This is a genomic window from Maritimimonas rapanae, assembly GCF_057837205.1.
This window is the reverse complement of record NZ_JBYQFI010000002.1, coordinates 431409-449435: the sequence shown is the minus strand read 5'-3', so window position 1 is coordinate 449435 and position 18027 is coordinate 431409. Positions and strand designations below refer to the sequence as shown.

Here is an 18027-nt window from a genome sequence, read left to right as displayed (position 1 = left end):
GTATATTTGGTAACCAACCAAATATAATTAACCAACTAAAACCTAAAATTCAATCCGGTGTAAACTCCTAAGTAATAAGGCTTAAATCCACCGTCATCTTTTGAAAATGTATTCACTTGATATTTAAACATCGGTGATACATTTATAAATAATTTTTTATTGATCTTATAATCTAGGTCTAAGCCTAAATTTCCACTAAAATTGACATCGTTAATATTTGAAGCTTCGCCTAGCGTAGTTTTACCGTTTTGATTGAATAACGAAACTTGATTTTTATATAAAATATAGGTACTAACACCACCTACAACATGAACCCCTAATTTTTTATCAGAGAGAGCATACTTAACCTCTGTAGGTATCTCTATATAACTCAATGATTGATTTAGATCTCCTCTTAAGTTTAAAAAACCTCTTTGATTATCTAGCTCAGCACTTTGAGAAGCTAATTGATTGTTAGAAAGCGTTATCAAATTAACTCCATCTATGTTAGTGTTGATATTTGAATTTGATAATTGTAATTCACTAGAAGATATTAATGCAGTAACTCCTTTTGTTTTATAAGCTAATTCAACCGAATTAATACCTGTTTGAAGGGTTAACTTTTTATTTAATGCATAATTAAGTTTTACTCCGTAAGATAAAGATGTGTTTGCAACCTTATCGCTATTGATTAATGATGCATCAATCGGAGACCCATCATTTAAAGAATTAAAATACACCGGAGCAACAGTGGTACCTACTGACCATTTTTGATTTGTGCCTAAATCTGCAATAGCTTCTTCTTTAAGGTTTTCTTCTATGGCGTCTGTAATATCTTTTTTAGTTAGCTGTAAGTCTTCTTTTTGGATATCATTATTTTGAGCAATAGCAGATTTTTCGTCAGAATTAATTGCTTTTTTATCTTCTGGTTTTTTTATAATATTTTTCTCAAGGTTTATTTTATCAGTTGATTGTGCAATTTTAGTTTCCTTTTCAACAATATTAGCATTCTGTTCTTCTTCCTTTTCTATAACAGCAATTGTTCTTAATTGTTTGTTGGAGTTTATATTGTTTCCTTTATTTATAGTTGGCTTAGTGTAGTTATTTTCTTGAGCAGATTCAGATTCAACTGTTATTTCGGGTGGTTCTTTCTGATTATTAGTACCATCTTCTATTTGATTTTTTGAGTTTACATCCTCTAAAACTGGTGTGTTTTCTTCTAAGGTTGGTCGTGTTTCACTTCCTTGATCAAAATACCAAATACCTCCATTTACAAGCAATAATAGAATTGCCGCTGCGCCACTTAAGCGTAGCCACAGCGGAACAATTCTTCTCCTTTTCTTTTTCGTTAATTGTTGCTCTATATTTTCCCAAATATGTGGTTCAGGAAAAACCTCATAATCCTTCAGTTTTTCTTGAAATAATCTATCTATATGTTTCTTCTCTCCCATTATTCCGAAACTTTACTTTTTTTTAATTTATGTTCTTCGAGCTTATTTTTTAATATAAATCGAGCTCGAGATAGGTTTGATTTTGATGTGCCTTCAGATATTTTTAAAATCTCCGCAACTTCTTTATGCGAATATCCGTCTAGCACATATAAATTAAACACCAATCGGTAACGATTAGGTAATTGCTGTATTAGATCTAATAAAAAATCTAATGACACATTTTCTTCGTCTAAATCTACTGTTACATCTTCTGGTATTTCTTCTGTAACTAGATTTAATACGTTTTTCTCTCTATATTTTTGTAAAGCTGTATTAATAATAATACGCTTTAACCATCCTTCAAAAGAACCTTTTGATTTGTATTGTTCAATCTTTTTAAAAATTGTTATAAAGCCATCTTGTAAATTATCTTGCGCTTCTTGATAATTTTTAGAGTATTTTAAACACAGCGCAAAGAGTTTACCTGCATATAGCTGATAAACCTGAGATTGAGCACTTATGTCGCTCTCTTTACATTTTTTAATGAGTTCTTCTAAACTCATGGTTATAGTTGGCTTTTATTTATTGATTCACTGGCACCACAATTTCTTCAAAAATATTATCTCCACTATTATCCACGCCTATCCAGAATTTAAAGACGTAATCTTCATTTTGTAACGCGGTTAAGTCAAATGTATGACTTTCTTCAATTACTGCTTCTGTACAAGTGGCCTCAAGTGCTACTATGGCATTTGCAGCTATAATTCTTTCGTTATTATCTTGCTGAAAAAATAAGCTATGGAATGAGTGACATCCGTTTGGTAAATCAAATGTAATTGTTATTTGGTGTGTCTCTCCAAAAGTGAATTCTGATGGTACTACTGCCTCTTTTATAGGAAGTGTTACAATATCAAAACTATCAGCGTCGTCTGATATACTACAAGATGACAAGGTAAATACTGTTAAAAACAGTAAAAAAAAAGTCTTCATTTCTTTTTATTATTTATTGTGTTTTTAAGATGCAACTATTATGATTGGTTGCGTTAAATAATTCTATTTTTGTGATCTGAAATATGAATTTTAACCCTTTTAACATACAATCTGATGCAAATTTTAAGGATTTAGCCTTAAAAATATTTAAGCATCAATTTGAAAACAACTTTGTTTATCGTTCTTTTTGCGATTTACTATATATTCACCCATCTGATGTTAAGAAAATTGAACAAATTCCATTTTTGCCAATTCAGTTTTTTAAAACACACAGAATATTATCTTCAAAAGAAGATATAAAAACTGTCTTTACTAGTTCTGGTACTACTAGAGCAATAACAAGTAAGCATTATGTAACCGATATCTCTATTTACAAGGAGAGCTATTTAAAAGGATTCGAGTATTTTTATGGGAACATTGAAGATTATGCTGTACTTGCTTTATTGCCAAATTACCTTGAAAGAGAGGGATCTTCTCTGATCTATATGATTGATGACCTAATTAAACTTTCAAAAAACTCAAAAAGTGGGTTTTTTCTTAAAGACCATCAAAAATTAGCCGAAAACTTGTCTTTTTTGAACGAAAATGGTCAAAAAGTGCTATTAATTGGTGTTTCCTTTGCTTTACTAGATTTGATTGAAACCTATCAATTCAACTTAAAAAATACCATTGTGATGGAAACAGGCGGTATGAAAGGGCAACGCAAAGAAATTGTTAGACATGAATTGCATAATCAACTTAAGAGTGGGTTTGGTGTACAGCATATTCATTCAGAATACGGAATGACAGAATTGTTAAGCCAAGCCTATTCTAAAGAAAATGGTGTTTTTAAGTGCCCAAATTGGATGAAAGTATTGGCTAGAGATACCGAAGATGCCTTGAGTGTCTTACCTTATGGAAAAACCGGAGGTTTAAACATAATTGATCTTGCCAATTACAATTCATGCTCATTTATTGCTACACAAGATCTGGGCAAGGTCTACAGTGATAGTTCTTTTGAGGTTTTAGGTCGTTTTGATAATTCTGATATACGTGGTTGTAATTTAATGATATCATAAGCGACAAAGACCTCAAATCGCAAACAAATGAAATCTTCTTTATTCTTACTTTTTATAGGAATTTCTTTAAACACCTACGCTCAACAAATAGATTATAATGAGCAAAAGAACTTTATAGCCAGCGGATATGATGTTGTATCCTATTTTTCTAATAAAGCTGTTAAAGGCAGTTCAAAGTATCAATATAGCCATGATGGTGCTAATTATCGCTTTTCCTCGAAAGAGAATTTAGAATTATTTAAAACGAATCCTACTAAATATACACCTCAATATGGTGGGTGGTGTGCTTATGCTATGGCAGATAAAGGCGAAAAAGTAAGTGTCAATCCGAAAACATTCGAAATTAGAAATGGTAAATTATACTTGTTTTACAATGCATATTTTACCAATACTTTTGAAAGTTGGAAAGAAGAAATGCCTAATAAACTTATAAAAAAGGCAGACGCCAGTTGGTTAAAGATTAAATATAAATCTTAAGACGCCTCTAGGTAAGATTTTCTCTCTTCTTTTACCGGTTTTAACGTGTCTAAATATGCTTTAAACTGTTCCATATAGTTATAAAACAATGCTTTATTGTTTGTAGTTCTTTTAAGTGTTCTTACCCCTTCTATAGAATTAATAATAAACTCTGCAACAGGTTCTGTGTTTATATGTCTTGCTAAATAACCATCTTCTATACCTCTGTATAATAAATTGATAATAGCTATTTTCCATTGGTCTAAAACATCGTGTAATTGACTTTTTAAATTATAATCGTTATGTTCATAACTTAATGCAACTATCATATTGGTTATAGGACTACCAAGGTTTTGATCTAGAGAATCATCGTTTATTAGTTTATCTTGTAGTAAATCACCTAAAATAAAGATAGGGTTTCCTCTTTTATTGATAGGCTCTATAAATTCACTATGAATTTCTTTTTCTACACGTTCTTGAATAATAGCTTCAACAAAATGATGTTTATTTTCGAAGTGGTAATAAAAAGCACCTTTAGTTAAACCAACTTCTTTTATAATTAAATCGATACTTACTGCGTGATAACCATACATGTTGATTAGTTCGTAACCTTTATCGATTAGTTTTTGTCTTGTTAATTTTCTTTTTATTTCTTGTGTCATTGTCTTTTACTTTAGGATTTACACTGATATAACACCTTAAACACAAAAAGTCCTAAGTGGTTTGTTTTATTTATGTAATAAAGCGTCTTTTTTATCTTAAATACATACCGGCTAGTATGTTATTTCTAGTAGAAAAATAGTGCTTTGAGGGTTAATTTATCTTGAATCTTAGTTTATTTTAGGGTAACTTCGCTTGTAGTCGGATATAATTAACCTGTACTAAGCGTAGTCGAAGTATTAAAACGAATTCATATCCTTAGAGTTGTGCTTCATTATCAGAAACCGCTAACCAATGATAAAATTCTTTAGAAAAATTAGACAGAATTTACTTTCCGAAGGAAAAGCTGGAAAGTACCTAAAATATGCGATTGGAGAGATTATTCTTGTGGTAATTGGAATTTTGATTGCGCTTCAAATAAATAATTGGAATGACCAAAGAATTGAAAAAGATGAGTTAAATGTTTTATTACAAAGTATATCAAGTAGTGTAAGATCTGATATTAGAGATCTAAATCTATTGATAACAGCACGTACTAGCATGACTAAAAGAGCTGACTCCATTTTTAGCACTTATGTGCCAGAAAACAAAAATTCCATTAATATTCAGGAAGCAACATACATAAATATTACATTTATAAATGCTTTAAAATCTATAAGTTTCAATCCTAATCTTAGTGCTCTTGATGCATTAAATAACTCCAGCTTTTTGAAAAATTTACAAGGTTCAGATTTATCTTTATTATTAAGTGCTTACTTATCAACGGCCAGTCAAATTAAAAAAAAAGAAGATCAATACCATGAAACTATGCAAAATAGAAATAAAGAATGGGTGTCCAAATTTAAAAATTCTGGACTAGAACTTTTTATGAATCCTTGGAATTTTAATGATGAAAACGGGATTGTTCCAAACCATTTTTTAGAAGTTTTAAGAGATAACTCAAGTAAAATTATTTTAATAGGTGCCATATATGAATCCTCTATTAATTCATTATATGAAGAGCAAATCTTGATGGGCAACAAACTCATAGAAATGATAGAAAATTCTCAAACAAACTTTGACGAACAAACGAAACTTGAATTTAGTGGTATTTTATATTCATTCGCAGATGCAGATTATTTAAGTATTTTAATTAACGGAAAAGTGCCAACAGGATTTGTTTTAAAGTATTCGGCTTCTGGAGTAGGAGAAAGTTTTTTTTCGAATGAAAAAGACTATTTAGTAATAAAATACCCAGAGGACAAATTTATTTGGGGTGCACCATATTTTGGAGTAAATGCATTGAATGGAAGAGTCAATGAGATGGACTTTTCAAGTTATTCTAAAATATTCATTGAAATGAAAGGAAACAAAGGCGGTGAAGTTTTCGATATAGCAATGAAAGACACTAAAGATCCTCCTGATGGTTCAGAATCAAGAGTTAGAATAGAACTAACGAAGACATGGGAAACATTTGAAATTAAAACTTCTAAATTCGAAACAGCAGATATGAAAACTATAAATGCGCCAATTAATTTCATATTCTTAGGATCGGAGGGAAAAGAGATTCATATCAAATCGATACAATTTAGAAAAGAATAGTTTAAAAAATAATTAATGAAAGCACAACAACGTGTATAATTAATTACTTAGGTCCGTGCTACTCGGAAAATCCTACGGATTTCCCTTTGGGTTTGTTCCATTTTAGCAAGTTCGTTGCTTAAACACGCAACTTACCATACACAAAACCGATAAGCGAAACACCTATTTTGCTAGTTTTCTATCGAATTACTTGTCAGTCTGTTTTTAATCTAAAAAAACACTTTTTTGTTCTTAAAAAATACCAAGTAGTTTGTATTTTAAAGTTGAAAAATAGCTTTTAATCTATGGTTTTAAGTAAAAAATAGCTCTTTTTACCACGCTGTAACAGCACATATTTATCTGCAATAAGATCTTTAGAAGTAATGTTATAATCTTCTTTTACCTTTTCTTTATTTACAGATATAGCATTCTCTTTTAATGCTCTACGCGCGTCTCCGTTAGAGTTTAAAAAGTTTGTTTTTGCAGATAAAGCGCCTATCATATCCAGACCGTTTTTGATGTCGGCTTTATTAACTGTAGCTTGTGGTACGCCGTCGAACACATCTAAAAATGTTTGTTCATCTAATTGTTTTAAATCTTCAGATGTTGATCTACCAAATAAAATATTAGAAGCAGCGATTGCTTTATTGAGTTCTTCTTTACTGTGCACTAATATTGTTACCTCTTCAGCCAATTTCTTTTGTAGTAAACGCATATGAGGAGCTTCTTTATGCCCTATTACAAGAGCATCAATTGTTGCTTTATCTAAAAAAGTGAAAATCTTAATGTATTTTTCGGCATCTTCATCAGAAGTATTTAACCAAAACTGATAAAATTTATATACAGAGGTTTTATCAGCATCTAGCCATACATTACCACCTTCAGATTTGCCGAATTTAGAACCGTCTGCTTTAGTGATAAGCGGACAGGTCATCGCAAATGCTTTAGCTTCTTCTGGCGCATTCATTCTGCGTACTAATTCTGTACCAGTGGTAATATTTCCCCATTGGTCTGAACCACCCATCTGCAATAAGCAATTGTATTCCTTATGTAAATGATAAAAATCGTATCCTTGAATTAATTGATAAGTAAATTCTGTAAAACTCATGCCACTACCTGCCTCTCCTCCTACACGTTTTTTTACAGAATCTTTAGCCATCATATAATTAACGGTGATTCTTTTACCCACATCTCGAGCAAAATCAATGAATGAAAAGCCTTTCATCCAATCGTAATTGTTGACTAAAATCGGTGCATTTTTCGTTGTAGCATCAAAATCTAAAAATCGATCAAGTGTGTTCTTTATTCCATTAACATTATGACTTAATTGCTCTTCGGTTAATAGATTGCGCTCGTCTGATTTTCCTGAAGGGTCACCAATCATGCCTGTAGCACCTCCCACTAACGCAATTGGTTTATGACCACAATTATAAATGTGCTTTAATAGAATAATAGGCACTAAACTACCTATATGTAAAGAATCTGAAGTAGGATCGAAACCAATATATGCAGTAGTCATTTCTCTTTGCAATTGATCTTCTGTGCCAGGCATAATATCGTGTATCATTCCGCGCCAGCGTAACTCTTCTACTAAATTCTTAGTCATTTTTTAAAAATTTAGGCAAAGATATATTTATAAGTAGTAAGATAAAAGGCAAATAGAAAAAAGACTAAATTCGTTGCATGATTTTAGTTACCGGAGGCACGGGTTTGGTTGGTTCGCATCTATTATATCATCTTTCGTTAGAATTTGATTCTATTGTTGCCATTCATAGAAAAACTAGTGACTTATCGGCTGTAAAAAGAGTTTTTAGATATTATGCTGATAATTCTGATGCGCTTTTTGATAAGATTATTTGGAAAGATGCTAACTTAAATGATGTTTCTTCTTTAAACGATATTTTTCAAAGTAATTTCTCTCATGTCTATCATTGCGCTGCGTTGGTGTCTTTTAACCCGAAAGATTATCGCTCAATGAGATCAATAAATATTGATGGTACAGCCAATTTAGTTAATCTTTGTGTTGAAAATCAGGTTCAAAAATTCTGTTTTGTGAGTTCCATTGCGGTTATTGGTAAGTCACTAAATGGAAATCTAATCACTGAAGAAAATGAGTGGAACTCTGAAGAAAAGCACCATGGTTATGCCATAACCAAATACGGAGCAGAAATGGAGGTTTGGCGTGCAAGTCAAGAGGGATTAGATGTCGTAATTGTAAATCCTGGAGTAATTCTAGGACCTGGATATTGGAATAGCGGAACTGGCAAACTTTTTACAACTATTTACAAAGGATTTAAATATTATACCGAAGGTATTACCGGTTTTGTAGATGTAAATGATGTTACAAAATCTATGCTTTTATTAATGAATAATAATATTGTTAATGAACGTTATATTTTGGTGAGTGAAAATGTTTCTTTTAAAACAGTTTTATCTACAATTGCAGAAAACTTAGGTGTAAAAAAGCCGTCTATTAAAGTTTCAAAATTTATGAGTGAAGTAGCGTGGAGGCTCGATTGGGTAAAAACTACTTTTACAAGAAGTGAGCCCTTATTAACAAAGCATTCTTCAAGAGCTGGGCATCATATAAACCATTATAGTTCAGATAAAATAAAAAACGATATTAGTTTTAAATTTGAATCGATAGTTAAAACGATAGAAAACGTAGCTAATTACTATAAAAAAGATCTTAATTAAAAACTATTCTATATATCTATTTTCTAGTCTTTCCTTGGTTTTTATATTTTTTAATCTAATTAAAGAATCTCTTTTTAAAATTGGTAAATCTGGGTCTAAATCATCCTTTTTAAGATCGTATTTCTCCTTAAGTTTATGAATATTATCTTGAACTTGTTTTAGCATTTTCTCGTACTCTTCTATTCGAGATGTGTAGTATATATTACTTCGCATAAAACGTGTGCTATCGATCTTAAACTTATCATAAACCAGAGGCATATAGTTTAACCTGCGTTCAAGTTTTATATTCTTAACTGTACGTGCGCTATGAGCAATGTAAATATCGGTCCATAAATCTACCATTTGATCTTTTGGTATTAAATCATCCGGTTTTTTATAAATCGTTCTACTAGTACAGGATGTTACTATTAGAATGCACACTATGATTATCGTATTCTTCAAATAACTATCGATTAAAAGTTAAGTGCTTTCCTTTTTGATCATCATTAAATTTACCTTGATCGTAAATCAAATGCCCATTTACAAAAGTATGAGAAACAGTTGATTTAAAAGTAGTTCCTTCAAATGGAGACCAGCCACATTTATACAAAATATTTTCTTTTGAAACAGTTTGAGGTTCGTTCAAATCTACCAATACTAAATCTGCGTAATAGCCTTCTCTTATAAATCCACGCTTTTCTATTTGGAATAATTTTGCTGGATTATGGCACATTTTCTCTACCATCTTTTCTAAAGAAATTTTACCCTGATTATATGCCTCTAGCATCGCTAAAAGAGCATGTTGCACTAAAGGTCCTCCGCTAGGTGCTTTCGTATAAACTTGTGCCTTTTCTTCTAAAGTATGCGGTGCATGATCGGTTGCTAAAACATCAATTCTATCATCTAATAAAGCCTTCCATAGACCTTCTTTGTCTTCTTTTGTTTTTACTGCAGGATTCCACTTAATATGAGTTCCTTTTTCCTTATAATAAGAATCATCAAACCATAAATGATGTGTACAAACTTCAGCTGTAATTTGTTTTTCTTCAAGAGGTATATCGTTTCTAAATAATTCCGTTTCTTTTGCTGTTGAAAGATGAAAAACATGTAAGCGTGCTCCTGTTTCTTTAGCTAGAGCAATGGCTTTTGACGATGATAAATAACACGCTTCTTCGCTGCGAATCTTAGGGTGCAATTCTATAGGAATATCATCTCCGTATTTATTCTTGGCTTTATCAATGTTTTTTCGGATTGTAGCTTCATCTTCGCAATGCACAGCTATAATCATTTTAGTTGAAGAAAATATTTTACGCAAAACTTCTTTATTATCTACCAACATATTTCCTGTTGAAGAACCTAAAAATAATTTTATTGCGGCTACTTTTTGAGGGTCAGTTTTTAGTAGCTCTTCTAAATTATCATTTGTGCCGCCAAACATAAAAGAAAAATTAGCATAAGAAGTCTTAGAAGCTATTTCAAATTTATCTTCCAACAATTTTTGCGTTGTTGCTTGCGGTACTGTATTGGGCATTTCAATAAAACTGGTAATACCGCCAGCTACTGCAGCCCTACTTTCAGTTTCTATGGTTGCTTTATGGGTAAGCCCTGGTTCTCTAAAATGTACTTGATCATCTATTACACCTGGTATTAATAATTTACCATCTGCATAAATAACCTCTGCGTCTACATTCTTAATTGAAGTACTTATCTTTTTAATGAAATTACCATCAATTAAAACATCACCAATAAAGTTTTTCCCTTCATTAATGATCGTTGCATTTTTTATAAGTGTCTGTTTCATTATTTAGCAGGTAATCCTTTTAATCTCATTTTTAACACCCCAAACACTGCTTCGTTAATAATTTTACTATCCATTTTTGATTCGCCGTATTTTCTATCTGTAAAAATTACAGGAATCTCTTTTATTTTAAATCCATGTTTCCAGGCTTTAAATTTCATCTCTATTTGGAAAGCATAACCAATAAATTTTATCTTATCTAGTCGAATAGTTTCAAGAACTTTTCGCTTATAACAAACAAAACCCGCAGTGGTATCATTTATAGGAATTCTCGTTATTAATCGAACATATCTCGAAGCAAAGTATGATAATAACAAGCGTTTAATATCCCAATTTACTACGTTCACTTGATTATTTACATATCGTGAGCCAACCGAAACATCAAACCCATCGATTCTACATGTGTTATGAAGTTTTATTAAATCATGTGGGTCGTGAGAAAAATCAGCATCCATTTCTATGATATACTCATAATTTCTTTCTAGAGCCCATTTAAAACCATGAATATAAGCTGCTCCTAATCCTTTTTTTTCATTTCTTATTTCTAAGTATAGTCTATCTGGGTAGAGCCCTTGTAATTTTTGTACTATTTTATATGTTTCATCAGGTGAAGAGTCATCAACCACTAAAATATGTAAGTAATTGTCTTGTAAGAACACTGCTTTGATAATATTTTCTATATTATCTTTTTCGTTGTAAGTAGGAATGATTACAAGCGTGTCTTGCATTATCTAAATTTAGTTGCCAAAGATAAAACTTTTAATTGCTAATTTTGTGTTAACATTGTTGCGCTAAAAGAACCTTTTTTAATGATCGAAGCTACAGAACGAATTTTTATAAGTAAAGATTGGATTACTATTCTTTTTGTTCTCTTGTTTGGTTTATTTGTAGCATCTAAATATGTAAATAATCAGCGTTTCTCAAAACTATTTTCTTTGCTTTATTCAAAGAATTATTTAGTAATATATCAGAAGCAATCGCCTTTATTGATTAATAATTTTCATATAATTTTCGGAATAATACAGATATTAACCTTTTCAATAACCATTTTTATATCAAATAAAGCTTTTAATTCTGTTGCTCATGAATTAGAGTTTTCATTCTTCTTAACTATACTTGCAGGTGTTTTTACTTTTTTTGTTGTTCGCTTTTTTATAGGAAAATTACTTGCTGTTCTCTTTGAGAAAGAGAAAGAATTTGAATATGTTACTTATCTTAAAGTGAGTTATTTAAGTAATTTTTGCTTGTTAATTTTTCCTTTTTTATTGCTTGCGACCTACCTTAAATATAACTCAATTGGCTTTTCTTTTTTGGTATTTATTGTGGCTCTTGTTTTGCTATTATTTTATTATGTTCTGATTATAAAAAATAATCAAAAGATGATTTTGAGCAAGATATTCTATTTTATTTTGTACCTTTGCGCCCTTGAAATAGCACCTATAATCCTATTATACAGGCTATTCATATTGTAAAAACTAAAATAATAAGAAGAGTATGAAAGTTAAAACCATTTTAGTTTCCCAACCAGCGCCTAGCAACGATAAGCCATCGCCTTATTTTAATTTATCAGAAAAGCAAAAAGTTAAGATTGACTTTAGATCTTTTATTCATGTAGAAGGTGAAAGTGCTAGAGAAGTAAGGAATCAAAAAATTGATTTTTCAAATTTTACTGCTGTTATTTTTACTAGTAGAAATGCAGTAGATAACTATTTTAGGTTAGCTGAAGAGATGCGTTTTAAAGTGCCAGATGATATGAAATATTTCTGTCAGTCTGAAGCCGTTGCCTACTATTTACAAAAATATGTTGTTTATAGAAAGCGTAAGATTTATGTTGGTGAGCGTACTTTTCAAGATCTAACAAAGCAAATTAAAAAGCATAAAGACGAAAAATTCTTATTGCCATCTGCAGATAAGTTAAAGCCTGTGGTTCCTCAGATTTTAGATGAATTAGGTGTTAATTGGCAAAGAGCTATTTTATATAGAACCGTAGTTAGTGATCTATCTGATCTTCAAAATGTTTACTACGATATTTTAGTATTCTTTAGTCCTTCTGGTATTCAGTCTTTATTTGAGAATTTCCCAGATTTTGAACAAAATAAAACACGTATTGCTGTCTTTGGTAATACAACAGTTAAAGCTGCAGAAGAAAATGGATTAAGAGTAGATATAGCTGCTCCAACACCAGAAACACCTTCTATGACTATGGCTTTAGAAAACTATATAAAACAAGTAAATAAATAGTTTTAGTATAATTTCAAACAAAAACCCGAACACGTTTGTTCGGGTTTTTGTTTACTATATAAATATAAATTTTATCCTATCTCTTCTAAAATCTTAGATTCTAGTTCTTCTGCTAAATCTGGATTATCCTTAATTAGTAATTTAACAGCGTCTCTACCTTGACCTAATTTTGTCTCTCCGTAACTAAACCAAGAACCGCTTTTCTTAATAATTCCATATTCAACACCTAAATCTAAAACCTCTCCAACTTTAGAAATCCCCTCTCCATACATAATGTCAAATTCGGCTGTTTGAAAAGGTGGTGCTACTTTATTTTTTACCACTTTTACCTTAGTGCTATTACCAATAACTTTATCGCCATCTTTAATCTGAGTTCTACGTCTAATATCTAAACGCACAGAAGCATAAAATTTTAAGGCATTACCACCAGTAGTTGTTTCTGGATTACCAAACATTACTCCTATCTTTTCGCGAAGCTGATTAATAAAAATTACTGTACAATTTGTTTTACTAATTGTACCTGTAAGTTTACGAAGTGCTTGTGACATTAAACGAGCATGTAAACCCATTTTAGAATCGCCCATTTCGCCCTCTATTTCACTTTTAGGTGTTAATGCAGCAACTGAATCAATTACAACTATATCTACAGCCCCAGAACGAATAAGATTGTCTGTAATCTCTAAAGCTTGTTCACCATGATCTGGTTGAGAAATAATTAAATCACCTATTTCTATTCCTAATTTCTCAGCATAAAAACGATCAAAAGCATGCTCCGCGTCTATAAAAGCAGCTATTCCGCCTGCTTTTTGTGCTTCTGCAATAGCATGTAATGTTAATGTTGTTTTACCTGAAGATTCTGGTCCATAAATTTCTATAACTCTACCTCTAGGATATCCACCAACACCTAAAGCTAAATCCAATCCTAAAGAACCTGATGAAATCGCATCTACTTCTTCTGTTACATCATCACCAAGGCGCATTACAGAGCCTTTTCCGTATGTTTTATCTAATTTATCTAATGTAAGCTGTAGTGCTTTTAATTTTGCTGTTTTTTCTTTGTCTTCTGCCATAAATCGTACTTAAAATATTTGTAAAATGAGAAGTGCTAATGTACAAAAAAGGAATCTAAAAAATTAGTTTCGTATCATATCAATATGAGGAATTCCATCATCTAAATATTCTTCACCTACTTTACTGAAATTAAAAGATGTATAGAATTTTTTTAGATAGGTTTGAGCACTTATTCTTATCGAAGCATCTTTAAATTCTTTAAAAATAAAATCAATTGTTTTTTCAACTAATAGATATCCTAGTTTTTCTTTTCTATGATTTGGATGCACTACTACTCTACCAAAAGCTGCTTCTTTATAATAATCACCTGGTTTAAAAATTCTTGTATAAGCAATTATTTGATTAGGATTCTCTTCTTCGAAAGCGAATAAATGAAATGCTTTTTGGTCTTTATCATCTAATTCGTGATATGCACATTCTTGCTCTACTACAAAAATATCTATTCGTAATTTTAGAATATTATGAAATTCTTTTAAGGTAAGTTCATTAAATTTTTTACAAACCCATAACATAAATTAGCAGGTTGTTGCAATTTTATTCACCCTATTTTGATGACGACCACCTTCAAATTCGGTTGATATAAAAATTTCTACAAAGGTCTTTGCTTGATGTATAGAAACAAAGCGTGCAGGTATGCTAAGTATATTAGCATTATTGTGTTGGCGTGCTAGAGCTACTAATTCATTATTCCAACAAAGTGCAGCTCTTATATTTTGATGTTTATTAGCTGTCATCTGAGCGCCATTGCCACTACCGCAAATTATAATTCCTAAATCTGCTTCTTTATTTTCAACAGCATTAGCTACCGGATGAATGAAATCTGGATAATCTACACTATTAGAATCATCAGTACCAAAATTTTGAACTGTAAATCCTTTAGATTCTAACTCTTTTACTATCTCAAATTTATACTCTGTACCTGCATGATCATTACCAATAGCTATATTCATAATATATTTAAAAGTTATCATACAAATTTACTATAAAACATGGTTATAAACATAAATTATAGTAATTGTTAATCAAAAACTATAAGAGTATAATAATCAAATGAATACAATTATTTTTATAATGTTAATAAAATAGCTATTAATTCTAATAATAAAATTTTGTTGTTTATCTATAATTTTTAATACAATACTAAAGCTACATCAACCAAATTATTTTGTGATTTTTTTAGATATAGTTATACATAAAAAAATGACCTTTTTTTAACAAATAACAATATTATAAATATTAAAAAAATAAGTTCATAATCATTATTAACTGAATGTTTATAACATCTATAATTCTATTGAAAATTAATACTTTAAAGACTTATTGTTTTGTTAACTAATGTTCATTCTTTTTTAAAAGTGAATTATCAAAATGAAAAGCTAAATTTTTATTTAACAAATTAACAAACTATAATAGAAACTAAATCTTTTTTAAAATTTTAAATAAACTAATAGTAATAATATATAATGTTGAAAAGTCTACTTATCCTACCTGAACAGTTTTATGAAAACTGATAGGTGGAAGTTTAGTAATAAGGTGATCTGAAGATGTTTTTTTAAGAGTTGTATTTATAGAAAGAAAACTAATAAATAAACCTATAGAAAAACAAAGGATAAAAGCAAAAAGTATTTTATAGAAATTCTTCATTTTTAAGTACTTTCTTTATTACATAGACGAATCTTTAACATTTCTGTTACACTTTTTTTTAAGAAAATTTTAAGAAAACTCATTTAGAATATTGTATTTTAGCTAACTATTAATTGCTATAGAAAAAATTAAACCCCTTTAGTTATGAAAAAAAATTACTTAATTGTAGTTTTCATGTTATGCTCTACTTTAATTTTTGCACAGCAGATTACTACTATTGCAGGAAATGGAAAAACTGGCTTTTCTGGTGACGGTGAGAAAGCAACTTCAGCAAGATTAAATTTACCTTTTAACTTAACATTAGATAAGAATCAGAACTTATATATAGCTGATACATATAACAATAGTATTCGTAAAGTGAATGCTGAAACTGGCATTATTAGTACAGTGGTAAGAAATGAAGATAAATTTGCTATTGATGCTCTAAGAACTCCAACAGGTGTTACTTTTGATGAATTCGATAATCTTTATATAGCAGAATTATCTAACTTAAGAATTAGAAAAGTAAATGTAAATTCAGGCAAAGCAATTACCTTGGTTGGTGCTAAATCCGAAAAGGAACAACCTAATATTAATGCAAATCTTGCAGGACCTTTTAATGTTGTTTTTGACAAATCAGGAAACTTATATGTTTCTGTAAATGGTGATAGCAGTGTGCGTAGAGTAGATTTTGCAACAGGAGAAATTTCTGATGTTGCAGGGACAGGAGAAGCAGGTTTTTCAGGTGATGGAAAACTTGCAAAAAATGCACAACTATCAAATCCTACGGGATTGGCTTTAGATAACTTTGGAAATCTTTTTATTGCAGATACAGGTAACGAAAGAATACGTAAAATAGACTTAAATTCTGGTATTATAACAACAATAGCAGGTACTGGAGATATTGGTTTTTCAGGCGATGGAAAACTTGCAAAAGATGCACAATTATCGAATCCTTTAGGTTTAGCAATAGACATAAATAATGATCTATATGTAGTTGATCGTGGTAATAACCGTATACGTAAAATAGAAATATCTACAAGAATTATTTCTACTGTTGCTGGTACAGGTACAGCTGGATTTTCTGGAGATGGAGGTTTAGCTATAGATGCAGAATTACAAAATCCTACAGGATTAGCATTTGATAAAGAAGATAATTTATACGTTGTTGATCGAGGTAATAATAGAATTAGAAAAATTACAGGACTTGTAGAAAAAGTTGATAGTAACACTAGTGATTTAACTGCAAATGTATTAGTGTACCCAAATCCAAGTACAGATAAAATTAGTATTCAATTAAAGAATGGAGTAGAGTTAAAACAAGCTTTACTATTTGATGTTACCGGTAAACAAGTACAAGTTCAGTTAAATGAAAATGCTTTAAATGTATCTAGATTACCAAGAGGTATTTATGTGTTACGATTAAATACAAGTAATGGTACAATAGAGCAAAAAATTGTTTTAGAATAAGAATTTTTCAAATATTTCATACCCTTTTTAGCCTTTAGAGTTTTCTTTAAAGGCTTTTTTATGCAATTACAAATTGTATACTTTTAGGAATAATAGTTGCTACAAACCCACCTTGACCTATCATTTCTCCATCAGCTTGAATATAAGTTTGATTATTATCACTTTCTATTTTTATTTGAGATGTTTTATAATTTTCAACTTGTTTATGATTGGTAATTTTTCCATTAAAAAATTTAGCAATATTTATTAGCATCGAAAGAATAGTAAAGTTTTTAGCTATAGAAATATCAAATAACCCATCGTTAACATTAACATCTTTAGTTAATTGCATACCACCCCCAGAGAATCGACAAATTCCAACCAATGTTAATAAAGATTTAGTAATAATTTTTTGGTTATTTACTTCAATAGTTAATTCGCTTTTTTTATAGTTAATAAAGCTAAAAATAGTTCCAAAAAGATAGCTTAAAGCACCAAATTTTTTAAACTTTTCTATATTTTTCACTACAAATCCATCAAAGCCCATACCGGCGAGATTATTAAAATAAACAGATTTTTTATTCTTTAATAATTCTATAAGACCAATGTCTTGAAAAGCGGTTTTTTCATTTTCTATAATAGCAATAGCTTTGGATATGTTTTTTGGGATTTTATAGGTTTTTACCCAATCATTACCAGTACCAAATGGAATGACACCAACCTTAAACTCTAATGGATTATTCTTTTCTTGAGACATAATTCCATTAATGATATTGTGTAATGTTCCATCACCACCGATGCTTATAAATTTTTTAAATCCTAGTTTAATAGCATTATGAACGAGTTCTATTTCATGTAACTGATATTCAGAAAATATATATTCAAAATGCAATAAACTATTATCTAAAGCTGATAATATTTTATTCCATTTCTTTTTTACTGATCCATTACCAGAAGCAGGGTTAGCAATTATATACCAGGTATTTTCGATAGCTCAAAAAATTAATTATAGCAAAGTACAAAACTTGATGATAAC

At 30.2% G+C, this 18027-nt stretch carries 19 protein-coding genes; 7 read left to right on the top strand and 12 right to left on the bottom strand.

All coding sequences use genetic code 11. The features are described from left to right. Positions 1-35 precede the first annotated feature (35 nt). Genes AC3IF2_RS12105 through AC3IF2_RS12095 form a run of 3 tightly spaced genes read right to left on the bottom strand, consistent with a single transcriptional unit; the run spans position 36 to position 2399 of the window. The gene (locus tag AC3IF2_RS12105; protein WP_489167636.1) at positions 36-1430 is read right to left on the bottom strand and encodes a hypothetical protein; all 1395 of its coding nucleotides are present in this window, start codon (positions 1428-1430) and stop codon (positions 36-38) included. Further along, positions 1430-1972, bottom strand: a complete 543-nt coding sequence (locus tag AC3IF2_RS12100; protein WP_489167635.1) for an RNA polymerase sigma factor — start codon at positions 1970-1972, stop codon at positions 1430-1432. The genes AC3IF2_RS12105 and AC3IF2_RS12100 overlap by 1 nt, the downstream gene beginning before the upstream one ends. Before the next feature lie 19 nt (positions 1973-1991). Further along, the gene (locus tag AC3IF2_RS12095) at positions 1992-2399 is read right to left on the bottom strand and encodes a hypothetical protein (protein ID WP_489167633.1); all 408 of its coding nucleotides are present in this window, start codon (positions 2397-2399) and stop codon (positions 1992-1994) included. Positions 2400-2482: 83 nt separating this feature from the next. Here AC3IF2_RS12095 and AC3IF2_RS12090 point away from each other — a divergent pair, with 83 nt between their 5' ends. Beyond that, positions 2483-3457 (top strand): LuxE/PaaK family acyltransferase, encoded by a 975-nt coding sequence (locus AC3IF2_RS12090; RefSeq protein WP_489167631.1) that lies wholly within the window; start codon positions 2483-2485, stop codon positions 3455-3457. Positions 3458-3484: 27 nt separating this feature from the next. Next, the gene (locus AC3IF2_RS12085; protein WP_489167630.1) at positions 3485-3934 is read left to right on the top strand and encodes a YHS domain-containing (seleno)protein; all 450 of its coding nucleotides are present in this window, start codon (positions 3485-3487) and stop codon (positions 3932-3934) included. Here the strand turns inward: AC3IF2_RS12085 and AC3IF2_RS12080 are convergent. Continuing rightward, the gene (locus tag AC3IF2_RS12080; protein ID WP_489167629.1) at positions 3931-4575 is read right to left on the bottom strand and encodes a TetR/AcrR family transcriptional regulator; all 645 of its coding nucleotides are present in this window, start codon (positions 4573-4575) and stop codon (positions 3931-3933) included. The two genes, AC3IF2_RS12085 and AC3IF2_RS12080, sit on opposite strands and share 4 nt — an antisense overlap. A 292-nt stretch (positions 4576-4867) precedes the next feature. Between AC3IF2_RS12080 and AC3IF2_RS12075 the strand changes: the two genes are divergently transcribed. After that, positions 4868-6154, top strand: a complete 1287-nt coding sequence (locus AC3IF2_RS12075) for a DUF6090 family protein (protein WP_489167627.1) — start codon at positions 4868-4870, stop codon at positions 6152-6154. Between the two features lie 277 nt (positions 6155-6431). Here the strand turns inward: AC3IF2_RS12075 and tyrS are convergent, their stop codons facing one another. Further along, entirely contained in the window at positions 6432-7739 is a 1308-nt protein-coding gene (tyrS, locus tag AC3IF2_RS12070; protein WP_489167625.1) for a tyrosine--tRNA ligase, read from the bottom strand. A gap of 77 nt (positions 7740-7816) precedes the next feature. Between tyrS and AC3IF2_RS12065 the strand changes: the two genes are divergently transcribed. Then, positions 7817-8830, top strand: coding sequence for an NAD-dependent epimerase/dehydratase family protein (locus AC3IF2_RS12065; protein ID WP_489167623.1), 1014 nt, complete (start codon positions 7817-7819; stop codon positions 8828-8830). A gap of 3 nt (positions 8831-8833) precedes the next feature. Here the strand turns inward: AC3IF2_RS12065 and AC3IF2_RS12060 are convergent, their stop codons facing one another. The 3 genes from AC3IF2_RS12060 to AC3IF2_RS12050 are packed head-to-tail and all read right to left on the bottom strand — an operon-like array spanning position 8834 to position 11335. Further along, a complete protein-coding gene (locus AC3IF2_RS12060; RefSeq protein WP_489167622.1) occupies positions 8834-9271 on the bottom strand; it encodes a DUF4296 domain-containing protein in 438 nt (145 codons plus the stop codon). A 4-nt stretch (positions 9272-9275) separates the two neighbouring features. Further along, positions 9276-10610, bottom strand: a complete 1335-nt coding sequence (locus AC3IF2_RS12055; protein ID WP_489167620.1) for a dihydroorotase — start codon at positions 10608-10610, stop codon at positions 9276-9278. Beyond that, the gene (locus AC3IF2_RS12050) at positions 10610-11335 is read right to left on the bottom strand and encodes a polyprenol monophosphomannose synthase (protein ID WP_489167618.1); all 726 of its coding nucleotides are present in this window, start codon (positions 11333-11335) and stop codon (positions 10610-10612) included. The genes AC3IF2_RS12055 and AC3IF2_RS12050 overlap by 1 nt, the downstream gene beginning before the upstream one ends. Positions 11336-11416: 81 nt before the next feature. On the opposite strand from AC3IF2_RS12050, the gene AC3IF2_RS12045 reads away from it, so the two are divergent. Next, positions 11417-12079 carry a DUF4271 domain-containing protein gene (locus tag AC3IF2_RS12045; RefSeq protein ID WP_489167616.1) on the top strand — a complete coding sequence of 221 codons (663 nt, stop codon included), beginning with the start codon at positions 11417-11419 and terminating at the stop codon, positions 12077-12079. A 22-nt stretch (positions 12080-12101) separates the two neighbouring features. After that, positions 12102-12848 (top strand): uroporphyrinogen-III synthase, encoded by a 747-nt coding sequence (locus AC3IF2_RS12040; protein ID WP_489167614.1) that lies wholly within the window; start codon positions 12102-12104, stop codon positions 12846-12848. Positions 12849-12919: 71 nt separating this feature from the next. Here the strand turns inward: AC3IF2_RS12040 and recA are convergent, their stop codons facing one another. From recA to rpiB, 3 genes are all read right to left on the bottom strand, one after another. Continuing rightward, positions 12920-13918 carry a recombinase RecA gene (recA, locus tag AC3IF2_RS12035; protein WP_489167613.1) on the bottom strand — a complete coding sequence of 333 codons (999 nt, stop codon included), beginning with the start codon at positions 13916-13918 and terminating at the stop codon, positions 12920-12922. 63 nt (positions 13919-13981) lie between these two features. Continuing rightward, positions 13982-14431 (bottom strand): GNAT family N-acetyltransferase, encoded by a 450-nt coding sequence (locus AC3IF2_RS12030; RefSeq protein ID WP_489167612.1) that lies wholly within the window; start codon positions 14429-14431, stop codon positions 13982-13984. A gap of 3 nt (positions 14432-14434) precedes the next feature. Then, complete coding sequence (rpiB, locus tag AC3IF2_RS12025; protein WP_489167610.1) at positions 14435-14869, bottom strand: ribose 5-phosphate isomerase B; 435 nt, start codon at positions 14867-14869, stop codon at positions 14435-14437. Positions 14870-15707: 838 nt separating this feature from the next. Here rpiB and AC3IF2_RS12020 point away from each other — a divergent pair. After that, the gene (locus AC3IF2_RS12020; protein ID WP_489167609.1) at positions 15708-17012 is read left to right on the top strand and encodes an NHL domain-containing protein; all 1305 of its coding nucleotides are present in this window, start codon (positions 15708-15710) and stop codon (positions 17010-17012) included. Positions 17013-17070: 58 nt separating this feature from the next. On the opposite strand, the gene AC3IF2_RS12015 is transcribed toward AC3IF2_RS12020, so the two are convergent. Then, on the bottom strand, positions 17071-17961 hold the full coding sequence (locus AC3IF2_RS12015) for a diacylglycerol/lipid kinase family protein (protein ID WP_489168009.1): 891 nt from the start codon (positions 17959-17961) through the stop codon (positions 17071-17073). Between the last annotated feature and the right edge of the window lie 66 nt (positions 17962-18027).